We start from the raw sequence: 22,011 nt of genomic DNA, 5'->3' as shown, positions 1-22,011 counted from the left end.
AAGTCGCCAGTTTTGCATCATTTTGTTAACATGCAATGGTTGTCATGTTCAAATGCGTTCGCATATTGCCGCTATCGGCGTGTCGAGGTCTTTGCTGCTGCCGACACTCAGTCGCGCACATCCCTTACAGCGCATACAATTACGGAGTATGGTACAAATTTTTGACGCTCCCTCAAAGGCGATTCTGCGCGGCCAGATTGCAGAACACATCGCCGAAGACGAAAAGGCAGAAAAGCGTGAAGCTCGTGAGGGCGAGCTACCGTTGCCAAAAGATCGCTTCTTTGACCGCGAACTCAGCTGGTTAAAGTTCAATCGCCGCGTGCTTGAGCTAGCGCAAAATACCGATTTACCACTTCTTGAACGTGCTAACTTTGCAGCCATCTTTGCCTCCAACTTAGACGAGTTCTTTATGGTTCGAGTTGCAGGCTTAAAGCGCAGAATCGACTCTGGAATCGCAGTAACCGCGGCAAGTGGTCTTAGCCCGCGTCAACAGTTGCGCGCAATTAGCGAGGTTACGCATCGTCGTCAAGATGAGCATGCGCATTATGTTATTGACCACATTTTGCCAGAACTTGCTAAGCAGCGCATTGTTATGCTCAGTTGGGATAAGCTTACGCAATCCGAAAAAGATAGGCTTTCAGACTATTATCGCAAGCAGGTTTTCCCAGTATTAACGCCACTTGCGGTGGATCCTGCTCACCCGTTCCCATATATTTCTGGCAAGTCAATCAACTTGGCTGTTATTGTAGAAAATCCAAATTCTGGAAAATCGCATTTTGCTCGCGTAAAGATTCCAGATAATTTGAATCGTCTTGTTCCAGTTGATGATTTAACAGACGAAGAAGGTCGCGAAGAGCGCTACGGATTCATCACTATGGAAAAGTTGATTGCAGCACATTTGGAATCGCTTTTCCCAGGCATGATTATTAAGGAAGCGCGATCTTTCCGCGTTACGCGTAACGAAGATATTGACGTTGAGGAAGACGATGCAGAAAACTTGCTCAACGCTATGGAAAAGGAGCTTTTGCGTCGCCGTTTTGGGCCGCCTATTCGTCTTGAGATTTCCGACGAAGCTAGCCCATTCTTGTCTCAGCTGCTGGCTAATCAATTGCGCGTAAGCCCAGAGGAAGTCTATCGTTTGCCTTCTCCGCTAGATATGACGGTTCTTTTTGAGTTGCAAGCGCTTGATCGCCCAGATTTAAAGTATCGTCCGTTTATTCCTACTACAAATCGCCAGATTGCAGAAGTGGAAACCAGCCACGCGCAAGATATTTTCGCTTCGATTCGCGAGCACGATATTTTGCTGCATCACCCTTACGATTCGTTCTCTACTTCTGTTCAGGCGTTCTTGGCGCAGGCTGCGGCAGATCCAAAGGTGCTTGCAATTAAGCAAACGCTGTACCGCACGTCTAGTAATTCGCCAATTATCGACGCTCTTGTAGACGCGGCGCATGCTGGCAAGCAGGTTCTTGCGCTTGTTGAGATTAAAGCGCGATTCGACGAAGACGCCAACATTGCTTGGGCGCGCAAGCTTGAGCGCGCAGGCGTTCACGTTGTGTATGGCATTGTTGGATTGAAGACTCATTGCAAGCTTTCGCTTGTGGTTCGTCAAGAAGCCGAAGGATTGCGCCGATATTGCCACGTTGGTACTGGTAACTATAACCCTAAGACGGCTCGCCTTTACACAGATTTGGGCTTGCTTACTTGCGATCCTGTAGTTGGCCAAGATTTGACTCGTTTGTTTAATCAGCTTTCGGGTTACGCTCCAAAGTCTAGTTTCCATCGCTTGCTTGTAGCTCCTCGCACAGTTCGAACGGGTATTATTGAGCGAATTCGCAGGGAAGAGACGGCTGCTCTTGCTGGTAAAGAAGCGTGGATTAAGATTAAGGTCAATTCTGTTGTTGACGAAAAGACGATTGATGCCTTGTATCGCGCGGCTCAAGCTGGCGTAAAGATTGACATTGTGGAGCGTGGAATTTGCTCGCTAAAGCCTGGTATTGAAGGCTTGAGTGAGAATATTCGCGTTCGTTCTATTCTTGGCAGGTTCCTTGAGCACAGCCGAATCTACGCTTTTGCTAATTCTTGCGGTCCGCAAATTGGCGACGGCCCTGCAAGTGGCCCAGAAGTGTGGATTGGCTCGGCCGATTTGATGCATCGTAATCTTGATAGGCGCGTTGAAACGCTGGTTCGCATAAGTGCTCCAGACCAGGTGGAAGCGTTGATTCAGTACATTGATTTGCAAATGGCGGATTCAACGGTTTCTTGGTGGATGGATGGCGACGGCACATACACGTTGCATTCTCGCGATGCAGAAGGCAGACCGTTGGTAGATAGTCAAGAGTACTTGATTCATACACATACGCGTAAGCCGCGCGGTGTTAATTAGCTTACGATTAGCCAAAAGCCAGGGCATTTAGCTCTGGCTTTTTTGCGCTCCGACCTGCCTTATCGCTTAAAGCGTAGCGCGCAAACAATTTTCCGCTTTTTGTAGCTCTACCACACCAAAATCAGCAACAAAAAGCGGAAAATCCGCATTTCGGCGTCATTGTTGGTCTGAGCATAATTAGATGTAGAATTAAGCAAACGTTTAAGCGTTTACAAATAAAAAAGATAGTCAAAGAATAAAGCAGAGAATAACAAGAAGATAGCGAAGGGAATTCTATGAATCGCAATTTTACAGGCTCGAATGTTCTTGCAAAATCTAATATTTTTACAAAATTGATTTTACAAAGACTCGTAGTTTTAATAACGTGCTTAACTATGTGCGCGTGCTGCTTGATTGCATCTGCAAATCCTGCATCCGCCAAGGCTTCTAGCAAATCTGCCGAATCAGACAATTATGCTAATCTGCAAAACAACACAAACGTTAGTCTTGCAAAACTCTACGGAACAACCGATGGCGTTGGTCTTATTAAAAAACAGTTATCTAAGATAGATTACGAAGATAAATCCTTCGCCGAAGGAAACCTTGCATTCCATTTGTATTACAGTATGTTGATGGCGTCAAACGCTACGCGAATGGCAAGTAAAACAGGCAAATTAGACGCTCCTAGTGAAAAACTTCTTAAATCTGTAAAAGAAGATCTTAGAGGATTCTATTACGGCTTTGCTTTGCAAATAACAGCAAGGGCTGTTGATGAAGCGCGCGCTCTAGAAAAGCAATGGAAGCGTATAGATGCTGCAAAAACACCTGAACAGATTAAAGATGCGTACAAAGGTCTTACAGACGCAGTGCGATTCCACATTAGGAATAGCTTCCCGGGGTCACAAGATGTTGCAAAAGGTATGCAAAACTTGCACTCTAATAGTTTTAAAGACCCAGCTCCAACGCGTTCGCCATTTGCTGGATACAAGGCGTACTCGCTAGATTCCAGCAATGATGAAGAAACAAATTACGATTACTTTAAGCCAGCTCCAGCACCTAAAACACTAAAAGAGCTTAACCCGAACATTAAAAACACATTGACTTTAATGAACAATATGGGTGTTGAGGCAGGAATGCCGAACGCTTTTTATATTAACACAGATAAGATTTTCCCTAACGCTACTCAACAGCAGCTTCAACGTGTGTTCTCGGGAAGTGAGCTGGTTGTGTACCTTTATAAGGGAGATGCAGAAAAACCTAGCGCGGTAGAGGCTGCAAACACCAAAGACGCTAAGCCTAAGATGCTGAATCATACTAATGGCAACGATTTTCTTTGCGCAAACTTTGAATCGGAAACCTCCAAGAAGGCATATTTTAGTGTTAACTTACCAAATGATTGCGCTGGCGTTTATACGCTTTTGATAACAAACGAAGAAGGTAGGCAGATTGCCTGGGCGAAGCTAAATATTGCAAAGCATGGGCAAAGCGTGGGAGATGTTGATGCAGGTGCTGCGATTGCAACTGGATCTAAGCAAGCTGCGGATGTTGCGGCTGCTACGACTGGCGCATCTGGCGCTGCTGCTGGCAGCAATAGGCCTAATATTGCTGTTATCTGTGCTGTTGTTGCAGTGTGCGTAATTGTGGCTGCAGCGGGAGCTGGTTTTGCGTTACATATGCGTCGCGTGCGCGACGACCTGCATTCGCGCGCTACGCTCTAAGCGAAAAGGCAGGTCGGAGCGCGTACAAAAATGCCGCGCAAGATTTATTCAAGCGCGGCATAACATTAATCGCAGTTTAATCGCGAGTTAAATCGCAACTAAATCACGAAGCGTAGAGAATGTCTACAACAAAGTAAAGCGTTGAATTTGCAGGAATTGTTACGTTTCCTTGTGCGTCCTTCTTATCTTCTTTGCCATAGCCATCTTCTGGAGGAATTACCAAAAGAACTTGGGATCCAACTTTCTTTCCAGCCAGACCCTTAGTCCATCCTGGAATCACTTGACCAGCTAGCGAGAAGTCCGCAGGTGTTCCGCGCTTCCATGACGAATCAAACTGATGTAATTTGCCGTCTTTATCGGTAGTCCAGCCAGTGTAATGGGCGGTTACAGTGCTTTCTTTGGTTACCTCTTTGCCGGTTCCCTCAATCAAAGTTTGAGAAACAAGCTTTCCGTCTGGAACATAGTTATTTTTATCTAACGATGGCTCTCCAGATTTACTAAGAGTTACCTTTGGCAGATTTTCAGGAATATCCTTAACCTTGCTGCCCGTTGCGCGGTCAAGAGTCTTCATTGAAGAAACAAGAGTTAACACCATTACGTACGCGTCTTGCTTAGTTTGAGGATTTGCCGGCACGCCAAAGGCGATTGTGGAATTAATCTTCCTTCCCCTAAGCAGCGTGTAGTAAGACTTGTTTGTAACGCCCTTTTTAACAACGATTGAGCAGTCTGGCTTGCCTTGCTTCCAGGTGCTCATAAGTTCTTTGCCATTTTTAGCGTTGTACACAATGCCATTAGCGCATACGCGACTATTTTCTGGGATTTTAGCGCCATTGCCGTTTTGCAAAATGGCGTAAGAATTTGGCTTAACATCTATAGGGGTTGTTAATTCAACTTTTGGCTGCTTGCCTAAGTCTCCACTTGCCTTAACGCCGTTTAAAACTTGCATTCCAGCAGCGTTTGCGGCAGCATCTGCCATACCATTGCTTGACTCGCTGTTTGCGCTGCAAGATGCCAAGCAGAAGCACATAGCAATCGCGCTTGCGCCACAAATTGCTCGAGTTATAACGGATTTAGTTAAATTTAATCTGGTTTTTGTCATAAGTTTAAGCCTATAACTTGCGCATGATTTTAAATGTTTTAGCGCCAAAATCGCTTAAGCAAAATCGCTTAGTCTTATAAAAGATTAATGAGGATTGTAGAATAGATAAAAGTAGATACAATATAACGAATTTAGAATCAGCTTTAATATGCCTGCGTGCGTTGCTGCGATTAGCGGCAGTGCAGGTTTAAGAAAGAGGTTTAATGCAACATCCTACAAAACGAGCTAAGGTCATGCGGGGCATTGTGGCGCCTATTTTTGGGCTACTCGCTGTTCTTAGTATTGTTCTTGGTGTGCTTAATGCAACGGTTTGGAAGCCGAGTTCGATTGTTTCGGCGCATACAAACGTGTATGGCTCTAGATACATTGTTACGGATCCAGGTGTTTTAAACCTTGTTGATTATCGCGTAAGAATCAGCGTTGCGGCGCTTAATACTCGCAAGCCTATTTGCGTTGCGGTTGGCTTGGCTAAAGACGTGCGCGGATGGGTGCAGGGGCATTCCGTGCAAAGAATAACTGGTCTTGATAATTGGAGTAATCTTTCTACCGCTGTTATGAAGGTAGACAACGCAGGTGCAGATGGAGGCAATGATTCGGTTGCTGCTCAAACTAGTGCGAATGCTACTGATTCTAAGGCTTCTAAAGATGTTGATTTTAAAGATTCAGATTTGTGGACTAATGCCACTTGCCAAATGGGCTTGGCAAAGCTGTTTGTAAATGCTGCCGATTTTGAGCAGGCGGGCAATGCGGCGGATTTGGCTATAAAACAGGAATCGCAAGATAATACGCAATCTCATGCATCGCATCAAAAATTGCCATCGGCTTTGCGAGCAAAAATTGCCCGTAGAGCTTTGATTATTGACCTTGGCAAGAATTCTCCCGAAGCTTTTGTTGAATTGCGCTGGCGCAGGCATAATCTACCTGATTTTGCAACTCCTTTGTATTTTGTAGGCGCTTTGTTTATTCTGCTTTGCGGGCTTTCTGCTTCTGTGTTTGCAATGGCGCCGCATCGCAGGCGAAATAAGCGACTTGTTGCAAGCAGAACGGGCTTGATTAGCGTTGAGAATGTTAGCCAAGAAGAAGTTAAGATCTCGGAGGCCTTGGCTGGAACTTTGGCTGGCATTTTTGGCAGCGCAAAGCGCAAAAAGTCTAGGCACAAGGGCAGTTCTGGGGCGCATGCAAGGCACGGAGTTCACGCAAGAACGCGTACCGCAAAGTCTCAAGCGGCTGTTGATTCTTCTATAAGCGTAAAGTCTGGTCTAAATTCTTCCCCTACTGCGGCTTTAGATGAAACAACTGTTATTTCTAAAGACGATTTGCAGTCTTACTTTGCTAGGTTTGCCAGCGAATCTGGGGTTGCTTTTAATGGCGATTTGGCTGGCGAGGATAAGGCGGCGGTGGCTGGCGATTCTTCCGCGGAGTCTGGCGATGTTGAATCTGCGGGAAATTCAGCGGATAGTTCAGCGGATAGTAAGGAAAGTGCTCAGAAAGAGCCAAACTCACAAAACTCACAAAAAGCACAAAAATCCGAAAATGGCCGCGCAAAAAATCGCTACAAGAATGAGTCCCGTTACGGCAGTAGCAGCGGCAACCGCAACCGCAAGGCCAATCGCGGCAAGGCTGCGGCGGCTGGAGATTCGGCATCTAGCGATTCGGCTAGTGCAAAGCCAGGCGGCAAGCGCGATGCTCGCAGTCAAAAGCAAGGAAGAAATCGCAAGTACAGAGATAGAGGATTTGATAACCGCTCCAACAGGGGCTCCAATAGTGGCTCCAACAGTGGCACTAACAACGGCTCCTCCAACACCAACTCAAAATCTTCAAAAAACCGCAAAAAGTAACGTTATTTTGGAAAGTATGACTATGTTTTATGCGCATAAAATCAAGCATTACGCACGTTTTGCATGTGCGTCGGTAATTGCTTCGGCAATGTGCCTTACGCTTTGCGCTTGCGAAGGCCAAGTTCCTAAAGCAGAAGAAGGCTCTAGCATTAAGGAGATTCCAGACGTAACTCCAATCAAAGAAAAAGATATACGTTTAAGAGTTTTGCGCTCCTTAGAGAAGGCCAACGAAGAGAAAAACGCAAGCAACCTTGAGGAATACATGAGCGGCCCTTCGGCTCTTGTGCGTGCAAGCGAGCTGGCGATTGCTGCAAAAACAGGCAAATTGGACGCAAAAACCACTATTCCTCGCGAAGTTGCTCAAACAATTGTGCCAACAAACGCAAGCTGGCCGCGCGATTTAATGACGATTACCACAACAACAAAAGATCAGCAATCTAAGCGCCTGTTGGTGATTCGCCAAGATAGCGCGCGCTCAAATTACAAACTTTGGGCGGTAGCAAGGCTTTTCCCAGGCGTTCACTTGCCAAAATTCCCAGTTCCTTCAATCGGAGCTTCTATGGGGAAGGCCAATGATTCTGGTTTGATTATGACTCCGCAGGCGGCTGCAACTGCATATGCAGATGTTTTACAAAGGGGCGAATCAAGCAAGTTTGCAAAGTATTTTGCTGCAGACTACTTGCGATCAAAGTTAGAGGAGCTTTCTAAAACCGTTCAAGCGGGAATGGAGCGAAACAAGGGCTCTCAGGAGCAGGTTTTTGTTCCCGTAACAAATCAGATTAGCGTTATGCGCGCAAGCGATGGAAGTGATTTGGTTGTTGCTCGTATTGATTCAGTTTGGACTAGAAAAGCTGGCGAAGGCCGCGAATCTAGGCCAGCTTCCGATGAAGAAAAAGCCCTGTTCGGCGACGCTAAGGCCACTTCTACAATGCGTGTAACCTATGTGAACGTTATAGCTATGGTTGTGCCTCCTGCTGGGTCTGGTGCAAGTATTATTCCAGTTGGTGCGGAACGTCAGCCTATAAAAGTAGAGGCGTTGTAGAGTTTTAGCATGTACAGCGTTGAATCGCGTACAAAATTCAAGTAAAAGAGGAAATATGGTTGATTCGCAATCCATGGGCATGAATCCAGGTGGATTTTCACTTGCTGGTGCAGTTGATCTAGAAGGCGTAAAGCGCAAAGCGGAGGCTCTTGCAAAGCGCGAAGCCGCCGAAAAATCTGGCAAGCCTCAGTCTAAAATGCCACTCGCAGGCGGGTATGTGATTGATGTTAACGATCAGACTTTCCAGGCAATGGTTCAGACTTCCGTAAGTTTTCCAATTATCTTGCTTGTTTGGCAAAAAAGTGATGAAACTTCTTATGATTTAGCGCAAAATCTTGCGGATTCTATTACTGCCCTAGATGGTCGAATGCAACTTGCGAGAATTGACGCGGATCAAAGCCCATCGATTGCTCAAGCTTTGCGAGCTCAGCAACTTCCTGCGATTTATGGTCTTGTTGGTGGAAGGCCAATGCCTATTTGTCAAGGTTTGCCTAGCGCGGATGAATTGCAGCAAATCTGTAACGAAATTTTGCCGCAGCTGGTTAAGGTTGCAGAAAAGTCTGGTGTAGCTGGAACTGCTCCATATGTTGATTCAGCGGAATCTAAAGCAGATTCTTCAGATTCTTCAGATTCGGCAGATGCTGACGCAGACGATAATTCTGCGGATTCTGGCGATTTCTCCAACGTTCCTCCTGAGCATAAGGCAGCTCGTGCTGCGGCCGTTAGTGGCGATTATGCGCTAGCTGCAAGTGAGTATGAAAAAGTATTGCAGGCTAATCCAAATGACTTATTAGCTGCTCGCGAACGCGCTAAAGCCTTGCTTCTTAGCAGGAATACAAACACAAATGTGGAGGCTGTGCGCAAATCTGCTGGAGATAATCCTGGCGAGGTTTCTGCTCAGCTTGCTGTGGCAGATGTAGATATGATTGACGGCCACATTGACGATGCTTTTGGCAGGCTTCTTGATTTTCTTGCTTCTCACAAAGATTGCGCAGAGGTGATTAAAGACCGCATGCTCGAGTATTTTGCAATGCTTCCTGCTGGCGATGAGCGTTTGAATCGCGCTCGCCGTCGTCTTGCAATCCTTCTCTATTGATATATCAGATAGTTGTATTACTTGAGTAATTTTTTGGTAATACCTCGGTGATAATCTAGTATCAATAGTCTTCGGCTTATGCGAGGTGTTTGTGAATGAGGGTTTATATATTGCCGCGCGTTCATAAGAGGCATCCAGAACTCACCGATGAAGATGTTCTTACAGCATTTCATAGTGTGATGGTTGATGCGCGCAGAAATAATGAAACCTGGGTATGTATTGGTCTTGATTCTCGTGGTAGAAATGTTGAGATTGTATACAAGCAGATTGGTGAAGATGTGTTGATATATCACGCAATGACTCCGCCAACTAAAAAGATTAAAACTGAGTTAGCTAAAAGAAGGTATTGAAAATGAACGAGGAGAATCTGCTGAGAAAATTTGGAATGACATCCGAACAAATTGATAAGGATGTTGAGGTTTTGGAAGATGAGAACCAAGATGATGGAGTAATAGGACCTGTATACTATGGGCTGCATATGGCTTCTGCACAAGATGAACCTTTAGTTAGTATGACAATAAAACTCCCTAAAGCTCAGCTTGAAAGCATAACGAGGGCGTCGAAAAATTATCATATAAGTAGAAGCGAATATGTTCGCCGAAAGCTTGCAGGTGCTGTTAGCTAATAAAAAAGCCAAGACGCGCATTCGTGAGAAGTATGCGATTCTTGGCTTTAGTAGCGGGGCATGGATTTGAACCATGGACCTCTGGGTTATGAGCCCAGCGAGCTACCGAGCTGCTCCACCCCGCGTCGGCTGCTTTTTAGCAGCTCTATCTACGATAGGGGCAAATTTAGATTTGTCAAGTCTTCGGCGTGTTTCCCGCAAAAGCGGTTTAATTCTAAACAAATGTGGAGTACAATAAACAAGTGACTAGAGATTTGCATACTTTATAAGCGCAAAACTCGTTAATAATCAACAATATAACTCAAATGTACAAACCAAGAGTAGAATCAGCATTTTAGAGATATATTTTCGTTTAGTATCACACCAACGAATAGATTTACAGAGTTTGCCGTTTATGCAACCCAGCTTTAAGAGGATTAGTATTAAAGGTTTAGTATTAATTAAACGTGAGTAGCGATATAAACGACGCCTTACAAGGAGGAGCTGATGAGTGGAGCTATTGAAGCGTTAGCTAACACTGTGCATTCGGCAACATTGCTGGCTTCAGAACAGCCAGAGTTGCCTAAGATTGATGAGTTTTTGCCTCCAGAGATTTTATTCCAAGGCACGCCATTTGCAATGAACCGCATTATTTTGGTGCGCGTGCTTATGGCTGTAATCGTTATGATTATTTTTGGCATTGGTGCCGCTCGCGCAAAAGTAGTTCCTACGCGATTCCAAAGTGTGCTAGAAATCCTAATGGACTTTGTGCGATTTAACATTGTGTATGAGATGATTGGCGAAGAACGTGGCAAGCGCTATGTGCCAATGATGTCTACGTTATTTATAACAATTTTCTTCTTTAATCTTTGTTCTGTGATTCCAGGATTGAATATGGCTGCAACCGCAACCATTACTGGTCCGCTTGTATTTGCTTTATGGGTTGTGTGCCAATATCTTATTGCTGGCATTCGCGAAAAAGGTTTTTTGCGATTCTTCCGTGAAGCATTATTCCCAGCGGGCGTGCCATGGCCGATTTACTTTATTCTTTCGCCATTGCAGCTCATAGAATTAATAATTGTGCGACCACTTTCGCTTACAATCCGTTTGTTTGCGAATATGATTGCTGGCCATTTGCTGGTGGCCACTTGCTTAGTATTCACCAACTTCTTTGTGGTGGATTCCAGCAATAAACTCCTTGCCTTCGGCGGTGCATTATGGCTGCTTGGTGGCATTCTGTTTACCCTATTCGAAATTATGGTAGCAGGATTGCAGGCATTTATTTTTACCGTGCTTGCGTCCGTCTACATTTCGGAAAGCTACCCAGAGGAAGAAGAAAAATCTGCTGTTGCTGTTGCCTGATAGCATAGCTTAAATCTTCAGATTTTACACATCTTACGGGTTTATACTGGTTACTGTTTTAACAGAAAGGAAACCAATGAATAACATCATCGCTCTAGCAGGATTGGTCGGTAACCTGAGCATCCTTGGCTTTGCTGTTGCAACAATCTCTCCTGCACTTGGTATGGCAATCGTTGTTGCTAAGGCTATGGAGTCCACTGCACGTCAGCCAGAAGTTGGCAATCGTATTCAGCTGTTTATGTTTGTTGGCTTGGCATTTATCGAGGTTCTGGGCTTGCTCGGATTCGTTGCCTACATTATGGGAAAGTGAACCGAACGAAACAACTCGTTCCAGCACAAATACAAAAGTGTTGAAGGAATAGAAAGGACAAGCCATGGCACATGCATCTGAGAGTAATGGTTTGGCGTTGTTCTTGCCTGAGCCTTATGACTTAGTGTGGTCGTTAATTGTTTTGGTAGTTCTTGCAGCATTTTTCTACAAGTTTGTTATGCCTAAATTCCAGGCAATTCTTGATGAGCGTGCAGAAAAAATCGAAGGCGGAATGGCCAAAGCAGCAAACATGCAGCGTGAAGCTGATGAGTTAAAGAGCAAGATGGAAGAAGAGCTTGCTCAGGCTCAAGCAGATGCTGCAAAGACTCGTGAACAGGCTCGTGCACAGGCTTCTAAGATTGTTGATGAAGCGAGACAGCGCGCAGAAAAAGATGCTGCAAAAATCATTAGTGAAGCTCAGTGTTCCATTGAAGCTCAGCATAAGCACGCCATGTCTAGCCTCCAAGGAGAAGTCTCGGTTCTCGCTGCAGCGTTAGCTGGCAAGATTCTTGCATCTAAGCTAGATGACGATGCCGTAGGCTCTAAAATCATTGATCATGTGATTGATGAAGTCTCAAGTGTTAAGGATTCGGGTCAAAACAAGTAGCTAAAACAAGCGGTTTCACTAAGTTTTACATTTTAGTTTTAATCTAAGTTAAATCTTGGTGATGCTTGATTCCGCTACTTAAGTTTTGCATAAATGAGGAGGTACGAATGCCAGAAAAGGCATCGCGAGTAAGCGAAAACTTGTCGCGTTCTTCGCTTGCGCAAGCCATTTCAGATGCTCACGACGAAGCTCAGCGTATATCTGATGAGCTTTCAACAATGATGGATATGCTGGAAAAATATCCTGAGCTTTCTGACGCCATTACCGATCCAAATAGGTCTTCGGAAGACAAATCAAGATTGATTGATGAGCTTATTGGAGGTAAGGCGCATCCTGTTGTGTTGCGCATTATGCACTATCTTGTAGGAACATGGCATGGCGGCGCTGAAAGCGGCAAAACGGGCAGCTTTGGCGGCGCGTGGTCTGGTTTTGAGCGTGAAGCGGGCGAAACTTTGGTTACTGTTACAACCGCTCAGCCTCTTACAGATAAGCAGATTAAGCGTTTGATTGAGATTTACAGCAATAAGTTGGGTCATCGTGCATACATAAACCCAATCGTAGATCCAAACGTGCTTGGCGGTATGCGTATACGTATCGGCGATCAAGTAACAGATCGCACAATGCTGATGCAACTTAAGCAGTTGCAGCGTTCTGCGCGAAATGGTGCTTGGACACAGGCAGTGAAATAGTTAAATAAGGAGAATTATGGCGGAACTATCTATTGATCCCGCCCTTATACGCAAGGCACTTGACGGGTTTGTTGACTCGTACAAGCCGGCAGACATGCCAACGCAAGAAGTTGGCTATGTTGTTACGGCTGGTGACGGCATTGCGCATGTGGCTGGTTTAACTGGCTGCATGGCAAACGAGCTGCTCACCTTTGAGAACGACACCCTTGGCCTAGCGTTTAACCTTGATGCTCACGAAATCGGCGTTGTTATTCTAGGCGATTTTACGGGCATTGAGGAAGGGCAGGAAGTTTACCGCACTGGCGAAGTGTTGTCTGTGCCAGTGGGAGACGCCTATCTTGGTCGTACCGTGGATCCATTGGGTAATCCAATTGATGGTCTTGGTGCGATTGAGTGCAAGGAGCGTCGTATTCTTGAAGCCCAGGCTCCAGACGTGATTCATCGTCACCCTGTGGACGAGCCTTTGTCTACTGGTTTAAAGGCCATTGACGCAATGACGCCAATTGGTCGCGGTCAGCGTCAGTTGATTATTGGCGATCGTCAAACTGGTAAAACAGCAATCGCAATCGATACGATTATCAATCAGCGTTCAAACTGGGAAAGTGGCGATCCAAAAAAGCAGGTTCGTTGCATTTATGTAGCAATCGGCCAAAAGGGTTCAACAATTGCTTCCGTACGTCAGAGCCTCGAAGAAGCAGGCGCTATGAAGTACACAACAATCGTTGCAAGCCCAGCTTCGGATTCTGCAGGCTTTAAGTACATTGCTCCATACACTGGTTCTGCAATTGGCCAGCATTGGATGTACAACGGCAAGCACGTTTTGATTGTTTTCGACGACTTGTCTAAGCAAGCAGAAGCATATCGTTCGATTTCTTTGCTTCTTCGTCGTCCACCTGGGCGTGAAGCATACCCAGGCGATGTGTTCTATCTTCACTCTCGTCTGCTAGAAAGATGTGCAAAGCTTTCCGACGATATGGGCGGCGGCTCAATGACTGGCTTGCCAATTATTGAGACCAAGGCAAATGACGTTTCTGCATACATTCCAACCAACGTAATTTCTATTACAGATGGTCAGATCTTCTTGCAGTCCGATTTGTTCAACGCAGGTCAGCGTCCAGCAGTCGATGTTGGTATTTCTGTGTCTCGTGTTGGTGGCGCAGCTCAGGCTAAGGCTTTGAAGAAGGTCTCTGGCATGCTTAAGATTTCGTTGGCTCGTTACAAGTCTTTGGAATCCTTTGCAATGTTTGCTTCCGATTTGGATGCGGCCTCCAAGGCTCAGCTCACTCGTGGCGCCCGCTTAACCGAGTTGCTTAAGCAGAAGCAGTTCTCGCCTCGTTCCATGGAGCAAGAGGTTGTTTCTGTGTGGGCTGGTACTCACGGCAAGCTAGACGACATTCCTGTAAAAGACGTGCTTCGCTTTGAAAGCGAGATGTTGGACTACCTCGATAAGGGAACCGACATTTTGCAAGTGATTCGCGATACCGAGGACTTTACCAAAGAAACAGAAGCAAAGCTTGATGCCGCAATCGAAGATTTCCGTAAGTCGTTTAAGACTTCTGCAGGAAAGCCTTTGATTGTTAAGGATTCTTTGCCTCCTGCCGAAAATCCTGCTCCTGTTGAGAAGGAAAAGCTTGTTGCAAAGCCAAAGTCGGATGGTCGCGATTCAAGCAATCACGAGTCTGAGGGGAAGTAGCGTATGTCTTCCCAACTTGCATTGAAATCGAGAATTATTTCCACACAGTCTTTGGGCAAAATCTTTAAGGCTCAGGAAATGATTGCGTCTTCGCATATTGCAAAAGCGCGAGATATTGCGCTTAACGCTAAGCCATACAGCGACGCAATTTTCGATGCTGTGCAGGCGTTGGTAGCTCATCACGAAGCAAACATTAAGCATCCAATCTTTGGAAAAGAGCGTGCGGGTAATCGCGTAGCCGTGTTGGCGTTGACTTCCGACCGTGGAATGGCTGGCGCGTTTACGTCTTCGATTATTCGAGAAACAGAGGCGCTGCTTACAAAGCTAGACGCCGAAGGAAAGCACGCCGAGCTGTACGTGTATGGTCGAAGAGGTGCAACCTACTACAAGTATCGCAACCGCGACGTTGCAGGCACTTGGGAAGGTTCTACGGATCATCCTGATGTAACAATCGCAGAGCGAATCTCCGATACTTTAATGGATGCGTACATGACTCCCGAAGAAGAAGGTGGAGTTAGCGAGCTTTACATTGTGTTCACTGAGTTTGTAAACATGGTGAGACAAAAGGTTCGTACGCTTCGCATGCTTCCAGTTGAGCTGGTTCCGTTAAAAGACGGCGAAGAGTTTGCTATGCATAGGCCAGATTACGAGGCAGCCTCGGGTCCTTCGGCTTCGCTTTCGTCTACGGGTGCGGTTTCGGCTCGAGAAGAAGCGGTTAGTCGCAGCAACCCAGACGCTGTGGAATATTGCTTTGAGCCTAGCCCAGACGAGGTTTTGGATGCGGTTTTGCCAAAGTATATTCAATCGCGTATTCACGAGTGTTTGCTTACATCTGCAGCATCCGAAACAGCTAGCAGGCAGAACGCTATGCATACGGCTACAGACAACGCCCGCAACTTGGTGGATGATTTAACGAGAAAGCTAAATGCTTCTCGCCAGGCTTCCATCACACAAGAACTTACCGAGATTATCGGCAGCGCTGATGCGCTGAACAATGAGGAGGAATAGGAGCATATGGCTGAAAATCAGACCACAGCACCTCCAGAAGATGCAAAGGAAGACGACCCAACGGCTGGTCGCGTAACCCGTGTTCAGGGTTCCGTGATTGACGTTGAGTTCCCAGTTGGCTATCTTCCAGATATTTACAATGCTCTCAAGGTGGATATCAACACCGTTGGAAACACGGAGGGAGATACCGTCCACGAGATTACTCTGGAAGTTGAGCAGCACCTTGGGGATTCAACCGTGCGAGCAGTGGCGCTTAAGCCTACGGACGGTTTGGTTCGTGGCGCTTTAGTTAGAGACACTGGCGGTCCAATTTCGGTACCTGTTGGAGATGTTACTAAAGGTCACGTTTTTGACGTTACCGGCAATATTTTAAACGCCAAACCAGGTGAGCATATTGAGGTGACTGAGCGCTGGCCAATCCACCGCAATCCACCTGCTTTCGATCAGCTTGAGTCTAAGACTCAGATGTTTGAAACGGGCATTAAGGTTATCGATTTGCTTACCCCTTATGTTCAGGGCGGAAAGATTGGTCTGTTCGGCGGCGCAGGCGTTGGTAAAACCGTGTTGATTCAGGAAATGATTCAGCGCGTTGCACAGAACCACGGTGGTGTGTCTGTGTTTGCTGGCGTTGGCGAACGTACCCGTGAAGGTAACGATTTGATTGGCGAAATGGCAGAAGCTGGCGTTTTGGAGAAGACGGCGCTTGTCTTTGGCCAGATGGATGAGCCTCCTGGGACTCGTCTTCGTGTGCCTCTTACCGCTTTGACTATGGCTGAGTACTTCCGCGATGTGCAGAATCAAGATGTGTTGCTGTTTATAGACAACATCTTCCGCTTTACTCAGGCTGGTTCCGAGGTTTCTACGTTGCTTGGTCGTATGCCTTCTGCAGTTGGTTATCAGCCAAACTTGGCAGATGAGATGGGTGCGTTGCAGGAGCGAATCACTTCTACTCGCGGCCATTCCATTACCTCGCTTCAGGCTATTTACGTGCCTGCAGATGATTACACCGACCCTGCGCCTGCAACAACATTTACGCATTTGGATGCAACTACCGAGCTTTCGCGTGACATTGCAGCTAAGGGTATTTACCCAGCTGTGGATCCTTTGGCTTCTACTTCTAGAATTTTGGATCCTCGTTATGTTGGCCAGGCTCACTACGATTGCGCTAATCGCGTAAAGGCCATTTTGCAGCGTAATAAGGAGCTTCAAGATATCATCGCTTTGATTGGTATTGATGAGCTTGGTGAAGAAGATAAGACCACTGTGAGCCGCGCTCGTAAGATTGAGCAGTTCCTTGGTCAGAACTTCTACGTGGCAGAAAAGTTTACTGGTCGTCCAGGTTCGTATGTTCCAGCTGATGAGACGATTGAGGCGTTTACGCGCATTTGCGATGGCGTTTACGACGAGATCCCTGAGCAGGCGTTCTCTGGCATTGGTGGCATTGACGATCTTGAGCGTCGTTGGCACGATATGCAGCAAGAGTTTGGTGCGTGATTATGGCAGAAAAGCAAGTGAAAACGCTGCACGTTAGCGTGGTTGCAGCCAGGCATCCTGTTTGGGAAGGTGCTGCTAAGTTTGTTGTTATTCCTTCTGTGAATGGCACAATGGGCGTGCTTCCTGGGCATGAGGCTGTGCTTGCGTTGATTGATCACGGATTTGTAAAGGTTGACGATTTGCAAGGCGTTCGTCACGTTTTTAAGGTGACTGATGGCTTCTATTCCGTTGACAACGATCACATTACGATTGCTGTTGAGCACAGTTGCAACGTTGATAAAGACGGCAACGTGCTGCCTAACGCAAAGGTAATTTAGGGCTGATTCTTATGGTTTTGTAAGCCTAAGCTTAATCGGCTTGTATATTGCAGGAGTTTGCGATTATTTATCGCAGCTCCTGCTTTTGTTTTATCTGTGTTTTGTTTATGTCTTATTTTTGTTTAATTGGTCTGTTTTATCTGTTATGGAAAGGTTATAACAATACGTTACGGGGGTAGGGTATCTGTATACTTTGTAATGATTTAATTTAAGCCTAAATTGAATCACTTATTGTGCTGTTTTTAGCAAATAGGCTCTTCGCACGATGATTCGTGATGAGAGGAAAGGAAAAGTATGTTAAGTAAAAAAGCAGTCGCCACTTTTGCGGCGATGGCAACTTTTGTTTCGGGAATTGCGTTTGCCATGCCAGCGTTGGCTAGTAGTGAGACTCCAGTTCAAACGAATAGCGGTGGAGCACCTGCTAAACTCTCCCCTCTAGAGGCACTTAAAAAACGCGTAAAAAACTCTGGTATTCTTAACGGCGAAATTGATGAGCTTGTAAAATATCTCGACAATAACGCTTCGAAAGTTACTGGTTATGGTAGCCAGAATGATGCTGTTCTTAAATACGTAAACGACAAGATTGTTAAATATCGTGCTATGCATCTTGACGTTATTGGTTTGCATGATCTTGCTAATGAGCTGCGTAAAGCAGGAGACTTTAAGTCGGCGAATAAGATTTTCTACGGTGATGATACTACCAAAACTGAACTTGCAAAAAAGCGCAATGAGGCTCAAAGTGCATACGTTAAAGGCAAAGCTGCTTTAGTTAAAAAAGCTAAAGAAGCTGGGCTTGATTCTCTTGCTAAGAAGATTGAAGAGTCTAATTATAATACCTTGCATTATCTCAATTCCATGTTTAAATATGAAGATCGAATAAATAAGGAAGCTTTGGCTAAGCAGGCGCAAGAAAAGGAAGCTTTGGCCAAGCAGGCGCAAGAAAAGGAAGCTTTGGCCAAGCAGGCAGAAGCAAAAGGACTACGTTTTACCGCTAAAATAATTCGCGATTCTAAGAAGTCTAATTTGAATCTTTTAAAGAATCTTCTTGCAGAAGCGGAAAAGATTAAGAAGAGTGAGTCTGAAAAGGCTCAGACCCCAGAAGTTCCTGGTGCTGCCCGCCAAGATTCGCCAGAAGTGTCTCCAGAAGCATCTCCAGAAGCATTGCCAGAAGATAAGTCTGTAGAAGCTCCAGAAGCTCCAGAAGCTCCAGACGCTCCTGCTGTTCCTTCTGTTCCTGGTGCTGCTGCTAAGTCTGAGTCCGCCAAGTCTGAGTCTGCTGCAAAGCCATCTCAAGCTAAAGCTGTGGTTCCTTCGGCTCCTGCTAGCGTTGATCAGCTTAAGCCAGAATTAAAGGGCATGCTAACGGTTGGTTCCAACAACATTGCTGTTGCAGGTTCTGCGAACAAGGTTTCTGTGAACGTTAACAACAAGGCGTTCCTTAATCGCTTGCGTAGCGAGGGTTCTGCGAAGGCTTACGCGTTCATTTATTCCACTCCTAAGCTTTTGCGCGGCGTGGATGGCAGTGATTTTGTGACTGTTAAGCTTGGCCCTGATGGCGTTCCTTATTTTGATGCGCAATTCCCTGCTGGCTATTCTGGCAAGCATACTGTTGTGCTTGTGGATGAGCAGGGTAATCAGCTTGGTTGGACGGATATTACTGTTGAAAACAATACAGCTGGCCAGGGTGATGGTAAGGGTGTTTTGCCTGCTACTGGTGTTGGTGGCGCATTTGTGGCTTTGGCTGCTTTGATGTTTGCTGCTTCTGGTGCATTGTTGCGTAAGGTGCGTAGCTAAGTTTTGCTTGCTACGTGTTAGCGCTAGTGTTTTAGGGCTTTCGTTTGTGTTCGCTTGCGTTCACTCTCGAAGGCCCTTTTGTATTCTGCTTGCTGCGTTCTGGAATTTGACTTAGTTTGCGTTAAGTAGCCATTGCGCTATGTCTATTACGCGTATTCCTTCAATGTCGTAGGAATCGTGGCGAGTGTTTGCAAGTAGGATTTTAGTGTAAGCGTCTTTTATTGCTTTTAGCGGCGAAAGTTCGCGTTCCAATGTTGCATCGTCGCTAATATTGTCTGAAACTTGAATATAAAGTTTTTCACTCGCTTTTATTGCCACAAAATCTACTTCTTTTTGGTAAAGTTTACCAACATAAATCGTGTAGCCTCTACGCATAAGCTCAAGTGCCACAATATTCTCGTACGCTCTACCGTAATCCATGTTGCGTGTTCCTAGAATTGCGTAGCGTAGCGCGGTGTCTGCTAAATAGTATTTTTCGTTTGTTTCTAAATATTTTTTACCGCGAATATCGTAACGTTTTACTTTATAAAACATGAATGCATTGCATAAATATTTTAGATAATTGCCAACTGTTATGTGCGTTGTTTCAATATGATTTTTCTTAAGTATTGAGCTTATATTGTTTGCGGTTGTTAGATTTGCAATATTATCCATTAAAAATTCGCATATTGAGTCAAGAAGTGACACTTCCGATATTGCGTATTTATCTACTAAATCGCGTTTAACAAGAGTTGTATACACGTTTTTTATGTACGCTTGCGCATCGTCTTGATTGGCATAAACGTATGAGCCTGCAAGCCCGCCCTGTTGTAAATACTTTTGCAAAGCATCGTTAAAGTTGCTTGTTATTTCAAAGTATTCGCAATATTCCGCAAAACTAAACGGGAATACTGGTATTTCAATAAATCTTCCACTAAACAGTGTTGCAAGATCCGAGCTAAGTAAGAATGCATTGGATCCCGTTAAGTAAATATCGTATTTATTGCTATTGTGAAGGCTGTTAATCGCAAGCTCAAATTTTGGGCATAATTGCACTTCGTCAATCATAAGAACGTTGTACGCTTCGGGCATGTAACGGCTTTCAACGTATTCAAAAAGGCTTTTGTAATTTTTTAGATTTTCGTAATTTAGGTTATTGAAGTCAATGCTGATTATGTTAAGTTCTTGGTTGTTTGAGTTATCTTGTTGTTGTAGCTTGTTTGGCTGCTGTGCATGTTTGGCTGATGCGTAAAGTTTGCTATTTTGATCGCTATAAGTGTTTTCTAAATATTTGCTATAAGCTCGCAACAACTCTGATTTTCCACTGCGTCGAATACCAGTAATGATTTTTATATCTGGAGTGCCTTTAAGTCGCTTTAGGCGATTTAAGTAATCTGTTCTCTCAATGAGTTTCATTGCAATCACCTTTTGTATTCAAAATCGTAGTATTTTTCACTTTTGAAAGCAAACACGTATTTCTACTTTCAAAACTTTAATTTTATTTTACTTTTGAAAGTATTATATCATTTTCACTTTCAAAACTGTAATATTTTTTCACTTTTGAAAGTGGATTGTCTTGTGTAAAATCCGAAGTTTAGGTTATTTATGCCGAAACGAGTTGCTGTATGTTGCCGATGCTGGATTCGTCAAATCGCAAAATATGATGCAACAAAAATGTGTTGTAAGCAGAATATGCAGTAATCAAAAATGCATTGCGCATAAATGCATTGCGAATAGTAAAATAGTGTGTAGTTATTTTTGATTTGAGAGAGGGTGTTGGCAGGGAGTAGAAATGATTGATAAAGAAACGCAACGTAAACGTCAAGAAAATTTGGGTCTTGCAATAGCTTCAGGCAGACTTGAAGGCAATTCACCTTCAAAAGAGTTTCTTTATGACGCAAATCAATATGCTAAAGGTTTTATAACCAGTGACGAATTTGTTGCTAGAATGCGTTCTAGATATGGTGTAACGGATTAGGTTATTGGGTTGTGTGCGCCGTGGAAACAGTTTTTGATCCGTATCTTATTCCTCACACAAGGGTATTAAAGAACAAGTCTAATATAGATAATCAGATCGAATTAGATAAATATGAGAACGATGCTGTTCTTACAAGATGCTCTATTTTGTACGAAAACTTGCCACATGCAGAAGGAACTGTTAAGCAATTGCAGTGGATTCATCATTATCTTTTTCAAGATGTTTACGATTGGGCTGGTCAGATTCGCACTATTGACATGTCTAAAGGCGGCGGCGAGCCGTTTCATCCGCTTGAATACATGGGCGTTGGAATTCACTACTGTGAGCAAACGCTTAAAAATGATAATTTATTGCAGGGCTTATCTATTGATGAGTTTATTAGTAAGCTAAGCGTAAATTACAATAATTTTAATGTTTTGCATCCATTTCGTGAGGGTAATGGTAGAACGCAGCGCGTTTTTTGGGATATAGTTGCGCGAGATGCTGGGTACCATTTTGATTGGGGATTAATAACGCAGCGCATTAACGATAAGGCTTCAATCCAGGCTAAAGATGCTAACGATACGAAGCTTCTTGAGGATATGTTCCGCATTATTACAAAGCCTTTGCAAGTTGATCTTTTGGCTCAGCAGCAGTTTGCGCATCTTGTTGAAGAAGAATACGAATACGAGCCGAATGTGGCTAGTGTTTTGCAAGATAAGGATTACGCGGCGTATAAAATGCGTTACGGCATGGCTTGAATTTAGATTGAATTTAGCGCTTGAGCATACTAGCACTGGTGGCTTGATTATTTTTTGATACATATTTTCTTTTGCAAATCTTTACTTTTATGTGCGTCAAATCGCAATTATCTTTACTTTTTATGTTGATTATGGGAAATCAAGGAATTGTTTGACGGCAGTTATCGCATAGTGGGTTATTCATACAAATGAAGAATAATCTACATTCGATATGCTACGAGCCTTACTGCTATAAGGGTTATGAGCTGATTTTTTACACACTTTTTGTCCAGGTGGCG

20 protein-coding genes and 1 tRNA gene are annotated in these 22,011 nt (G+C 44.7%); 18 read left to right on the top strand and 3 right to left on the bottom strand.

All coding sequences use genetic code 11. The features are described from left to right. Positions 1-148: 148 nt before the first annotated feature. Positions 149-2,386 (top strand): RNA degradosome polyphosphate kinase, encoded by a 2,238-nt coding sequence (locus QP420_RS00555; RefSeq protein WP_415688847.1) that lies wholly within the window; start codon positions 149-151, stop codon positions 2,384-2,386. A gap of 275 nt (positions 2,387-2,661) precedes the next feature. After that, the gene (locus tag QP420_RS00550) at positions 2,662-4,083 is read left to right on the top strand and encodes a hypothetical protein (protein ID WP_481616283.1); all 1,422 of its coding nucleotides are present in this window, start codon (positions 2,662-2,664) and stop codon (positions 4,081-4,083) included. Between the two features lie 103 nt (positions 4,084-4,186). Here the strand turns inward: QP420_RS00550 and QP420_RS00545 are convergent, their stop codons facing one another. Beyond that, positions 4,187-5,182 carry an FKBP-type peptidyl-prolyl cis-trans isomerase gene (locus QP420_RS00545; RefSeq protein ID WP_481616282.1) on the bottom strand — a complete coding sequence of 332 codons (996 nt, stop codon included), beginning with the start codon at positions 5,180-5,182 and terminating at the stop codon, positions 4,187-4,189. 203 nt (positions 5,183-5,385) lie between these two features. On the opposite strand from QP420_RS00545, the gene QP420_RS00540 reads away from it, so the two are divergent. The 5 genes from QP420_RS00540 (at position 5,386) to QP420_RS00520 (ending at position 9,783) form a co-directional block, all read left to right on the top strand. Continuing rightward, positions 5,386-7,020: a hypothetical protein gene (locus QP420_RS00540; RefSeq protein WP_481616281.1), complete on the top strand. Its 1,635-nt coding sequence runs from the start codon at positions 5,386-5,388 to the stop codon at positions 7,018-7,020. Positions 7,021-7,036: 16 nt separating this feature from the next. Further along, positions 7,037-8,062: a DUF8094 domain-containing protein gene (locus tag QP420_RS00535; RefSeq protein ID WP_415689262.1), complete on the top strand. Its 1,026-nt coding sequence runs from the start codon at positions 7,037-7,039 to the stop codon at positions 8,060-8,062. Between the two features lie 55 nt (positions 8,063-8,117). Beyond that, positions 8,118-9,158 (top strand): tetratricopeptide repeat protein, encoded by a 1,041-nt coding sequence (locus QP420_RS00530; protein WP_481616280.1) that lies wholly within the window; start codon positions 8,118-8,120, stop codon positions 9,156-9,158. A gap of 95 nt (positions 9,159-9,253) precedes the next feature. After that, positions 9,254-9,508: a hypothetical protein gene (locus QP420_RS00525; RefSeq protein WP_060787074.1), complete on the top strand. Its 255-nt coding sequence runs from the start codon at positions 9,254-9,256 to the stop codon at positions 9,506-9,508. A gap of 2 nt (positions 9,509-9,510) precedes the next feature. Continuing rightward, the gene (locus QP420_RS00520; RefSeq protein ID WP_060787075.1) at positions 9,511-9,783 is read left to right on the top strand and encodes a CopG family transcriptional regulator; all 273 of its coding nucleotides are present in this window, start codon (positions 9,511-9,513) and stop codon (positions 9,781-9,783) included. Between the two features lie 51 nt (positions 9,784-9,834). On the opposite strand, the gene QP420_RS00515 is transcribed toward QP420_RS00520, so the two are convergent. After that, a tRNA-Met gene (locus tag QP420_RS00515) sits at positions 9,835-9,908 on the bottom strand. Positions 9,909-10,269: 361 nt separating this feature from the next. Here QP420_RS00515 and atpB point away from each other — a divergent pair. The 9 genes from atpB (at position 10,270) to QP420_RS00470 (ending at position 19,036) form a co-directional block, all read left to right on the top strand. After that, positions 10,270-11,124, top strand: a complete 855-nt coding sequence (gene atpB / locus QP420_RS00510; protein WP_060787076.1) for a F0F1 ATP synthase subunit A — start codon at positions 10,270-10,272, stop codon at positions 11,122-11,124. Positions 11,125-11,200: 76 nt separating this feature from the next. Further along, positions 11,201-11,434, top strand: a complete 234-nt coding sequence (atpE, locus tag QP420_RS00505) for an ATP synthase F0 subunit C (RefSeq protein WP_004126223.1) — start codon at positions 11,201-11,203, stop codon at positions 11,432-11,434. A 64-nt stretch (positions 11,435-11,498) separates the two neighbouring features. Continuing rightward, positions 11,499-12,041 (top strand): F0F1 ATP synthase subunit B, encoded by a 543-nt coding sequence (locus QP420_RS00500; RefSeq protein ID WP_415688854.1) that lies wholly within the window; start codon positions 11,499-11,501, stop codon positions 12,039-12,041. Between the two features lie 107 nt (positions 12,042-12,148). Beyond that, the gene (locus QP420_RS00495) at positions 12,149-12,730 is read left to right on the top strand and encodes a F0F1 ATP synthase subunit delta (RefSeq protein ID WP_060787078.1); all 582 of its coding nucleotides are present in this window, start codon (positions 12,149-12,151) and stop codon (positions 12,728-12,730) included. 16 nt (positions 12,731-12,746) lie between these two features. Then, on the top strand, positions 12,747-14,423 hold the full coding sequence (atpA, locus tag QP420_RS00490) for a F0F1 ATP synthase subunit alpha (RefSeq protein ID WP_060787079.1): 1,677 nt from the start codon (positions 12,747-12,749) through the stop codon (positions 14,421-14,423). Between the two features lie 3 nt (positions 14,424-14,426). Beyond that, the gene (locus QP420_RS00485; protein ID WP_060787080.1) at positions 14,427-15,431 is read left to right on the top strand and encodes a F0F1 ATP synthase subunit gamma; all 1,005 of its coding nucleotides are present in this window, start codon (positions 14,427-14,429) and stop codon (positions 15,429-15,431) included. A 6-nt stretch (positions 15,432-15,437) separates the two neighbouring features. Then, on the top strand, positions 15,438-16,925 hold the full coding sequence (atpD, locus tag QP420_RS00480; RefSeq protein WP_060787081.1) for a F0F1 ATP synthase subunit beta: 1,488 nt from the start codon (positions 15,438-15,440) through the stop codon (positions 16,923-16,925). Between the two features lie 2 nt (positions 16,926-16,927). Beyond that, a complete protein-coding gene (locus tag QP420_RS00475) occupies positions 16,928-17,242 on the top strand; it encodes a F0F1 ATP synthase subunit epsilon (RefSeq protein ID WP_060787082.1) in 315 nt (104 codons plus the stop codon). Positions 17,243-17,536: 294 nt separating this feature from the next. After that, positions 17,537-19,036 (top strand): SPOR domain-containing protein, encoded by a 1,500-nt coding sequence (locus QP420_RS00470; RefSeq protein ID WP_481616279.1) that lies wholly within the window; start codon positions 17,537-17,539, stop codon positions 19,034-19,036. A gap of 111 nt (positions 19,037-19,147) precedes the next feature. Here QP420_RS00470 and QP420_RS00465 read toward each other — a convergent pair whose 3' ends face one another. After that, on the bottom strand, positions 19,148-20,431 hold the full coding sequence (locus tag QP420_RS00465) for an ATP-binding protein (protein WP_481616278.1): 1,284 nt from the start codon (positions 20,429-20,431) through the stop codon (positions 19,148-19,150). 376 nt (positions 20,432-20,807) lie between these two features. Between QP420_RS00465 and QP420_RS00460 the strand changes: the two genes are divergently transcribed. Beyond that, entirely contained in the window at positions 20,808-20,993 is a 186-nt protein-coding gene (locus QP420_RS00460) for an antitoxin VbhA family protein (RefSeq protein ID WP_481616277.1), read from the top strand. A gap of 20 nt (positions 20,994-21,013) precedes the next feature. Further along, entirely contained in the window at positions 21,014-21,733 is a 720-nt protein-coding gene (locus tag QP420_RS00455; RefSeq protein WP_481616276.1) for a Fic/DOC family protein, read from the top strand. Positions 21,734-22,011: the final 278 nt, after the last annotated feature.

This window comes from Bifidobacterium sp. UMB1197 (assembly GCF_030217745.1).
Lineage (GTDB): Bacteria > Actinomycetota > Actinomycetes > Actinomycetales > Bifidobacteriaceae > Bifidobacterium > Bifidobacterium vaginale_B.
This window is presented reverse-complemented; position numbering and strand designations above follow the sequence as displayed.

Excerpts from the sequence above, each read along its gene's own strand:
- QP420_RS00555 (WP_415688847.1), top strand. The coding sequence starts at position 149 with ATGGTACAAATTTTTGACGCTCCCTCAAAGGCGATTCTGCGCGGCCAG.
- QP420_RS00550 (WP_481616283.1), top strand. The coding sequence starts at position 2,662 with ATGAATCGCAATTTTACAGGCTCGAATGTTCTTGCAAAATCTAATATT.
- QP420_RS00545 (WP_481616282.1), bottom strand. The coding sequence starts at position 5,182 with ATGACAAAAACCAGATTAAATTTAACTAAATCCGTTATAACTCGAGCA.
- QP420_RS00540 (WP_481616281.1), top strand. The coding sequence starts at position 5,386 with ATGCAACATCCTACAAAACGAGCTAAGGTCATGCGGGGCATTGTGGCG.
- QP420_RS00535 (WP_415689262.1), top strand. The coding sequence starts at position 7,037 with ATGACTATGTTTTATGCGCATAAAATCAAGCATTACGCACGTTTTGCA.
- QP420_RS00530 (WP_481616280.1), top strand. The coding sequence starts at position 8,118 with ATGGTTGATTCGCAATCCATGGGCATGAATCCAGGTGGATTTTCACTT.
- QP420_RS00525 (WP_060787074.1), top strand. The coding sequence starts at position 9,254 with ATGAGGGTTTATATATTGCCGCGCGTTCATAAGAGGCATCCAGAACTC.
- QP420_RS00520 (WP_060787075.1), top strand. The coding sequence starts at position 9,511 with ATGAACGAGGAGAATCTGCTGAGAAAATTTGGAATGACATCCGAACAA.
- atpB (WP_060787076.1), top strand. The coding sequence starts at position 10,270 with ATGAGTGGAGCTATTGAAGCGTTAGCTAACACTGTGCATTCGGCAACA.
- atpE (WP_004126223.1), top strand. The coding sequence starts at position 11,201 with ATGAATAACATCATCGCTCTAGCAGGATTGGTCGGTAACCTGAGCATC.
- QP420_RS00500 (WP_415688854.1), top strand. The coding sequence starts at position 11,499 with ATGGCACATGCATCTGAGAGTAATGGTTTGGCGTTGTTCTTGCCTGAG.
- QP420_RS00495 (WP_060787078.1), top strand. The coding sequence starts at position 12,149 with ATGCCAGAAAAGGCATCGCGAGTAAGCGAAAACTTGTCGCGTTCTTCG.
- atpA (WP_060787079.1), top strand. The coding sequence starts at position 12,747 with ATGGCGGAACTATCTATTGATCCCGCCCTTATACGCAAGGCACTTGAC.
- QP420_RS00485 (WP_060787080.1), top strand. The coding sequence starts at position 14,427 with ATGTCTTCCCAACTTGCATTGAAATCGAGAATTATTTCCACACAGTCT.
- atpD (WP_060787081.1), top strand. The coding sequence starts at position 15,438 with ATGGCTGAAAATCAGACCACAGCACCTCCAGAAGATGCAAAGGAAGAC.
- QP420_RS00475 (WP_060787082.1), top strand. The coding sequence starts at position 16,928 with ATGGCAGAAAAGCAAGTGAAAACGCTGCACGTTAGCGTGGTTGCAGCC.
- QP420_RS00470 (WP_481616279.1), top strand. The coding sequence starts at position 17,537 with ATGTTAAGTAAAAAAGCAGTCGCCACTTTTGCGGCGATGGCAACTTTT.
- QP420_RS00465 (WP_481616278.1), bottom strand. The coding sequence starts at position 20,431 with ATGAAACTCATTGAGAGAACAGATTACTTAAATCGCCTAAAGCGACTT.
- QP420_RS00460 (WP_481616277.1), top strand. The coding sequence starts at position 20,808 with ATGATTGATAAAGAAACGCAACGTAAACGTCAAGAAAATTTGGGTCTT.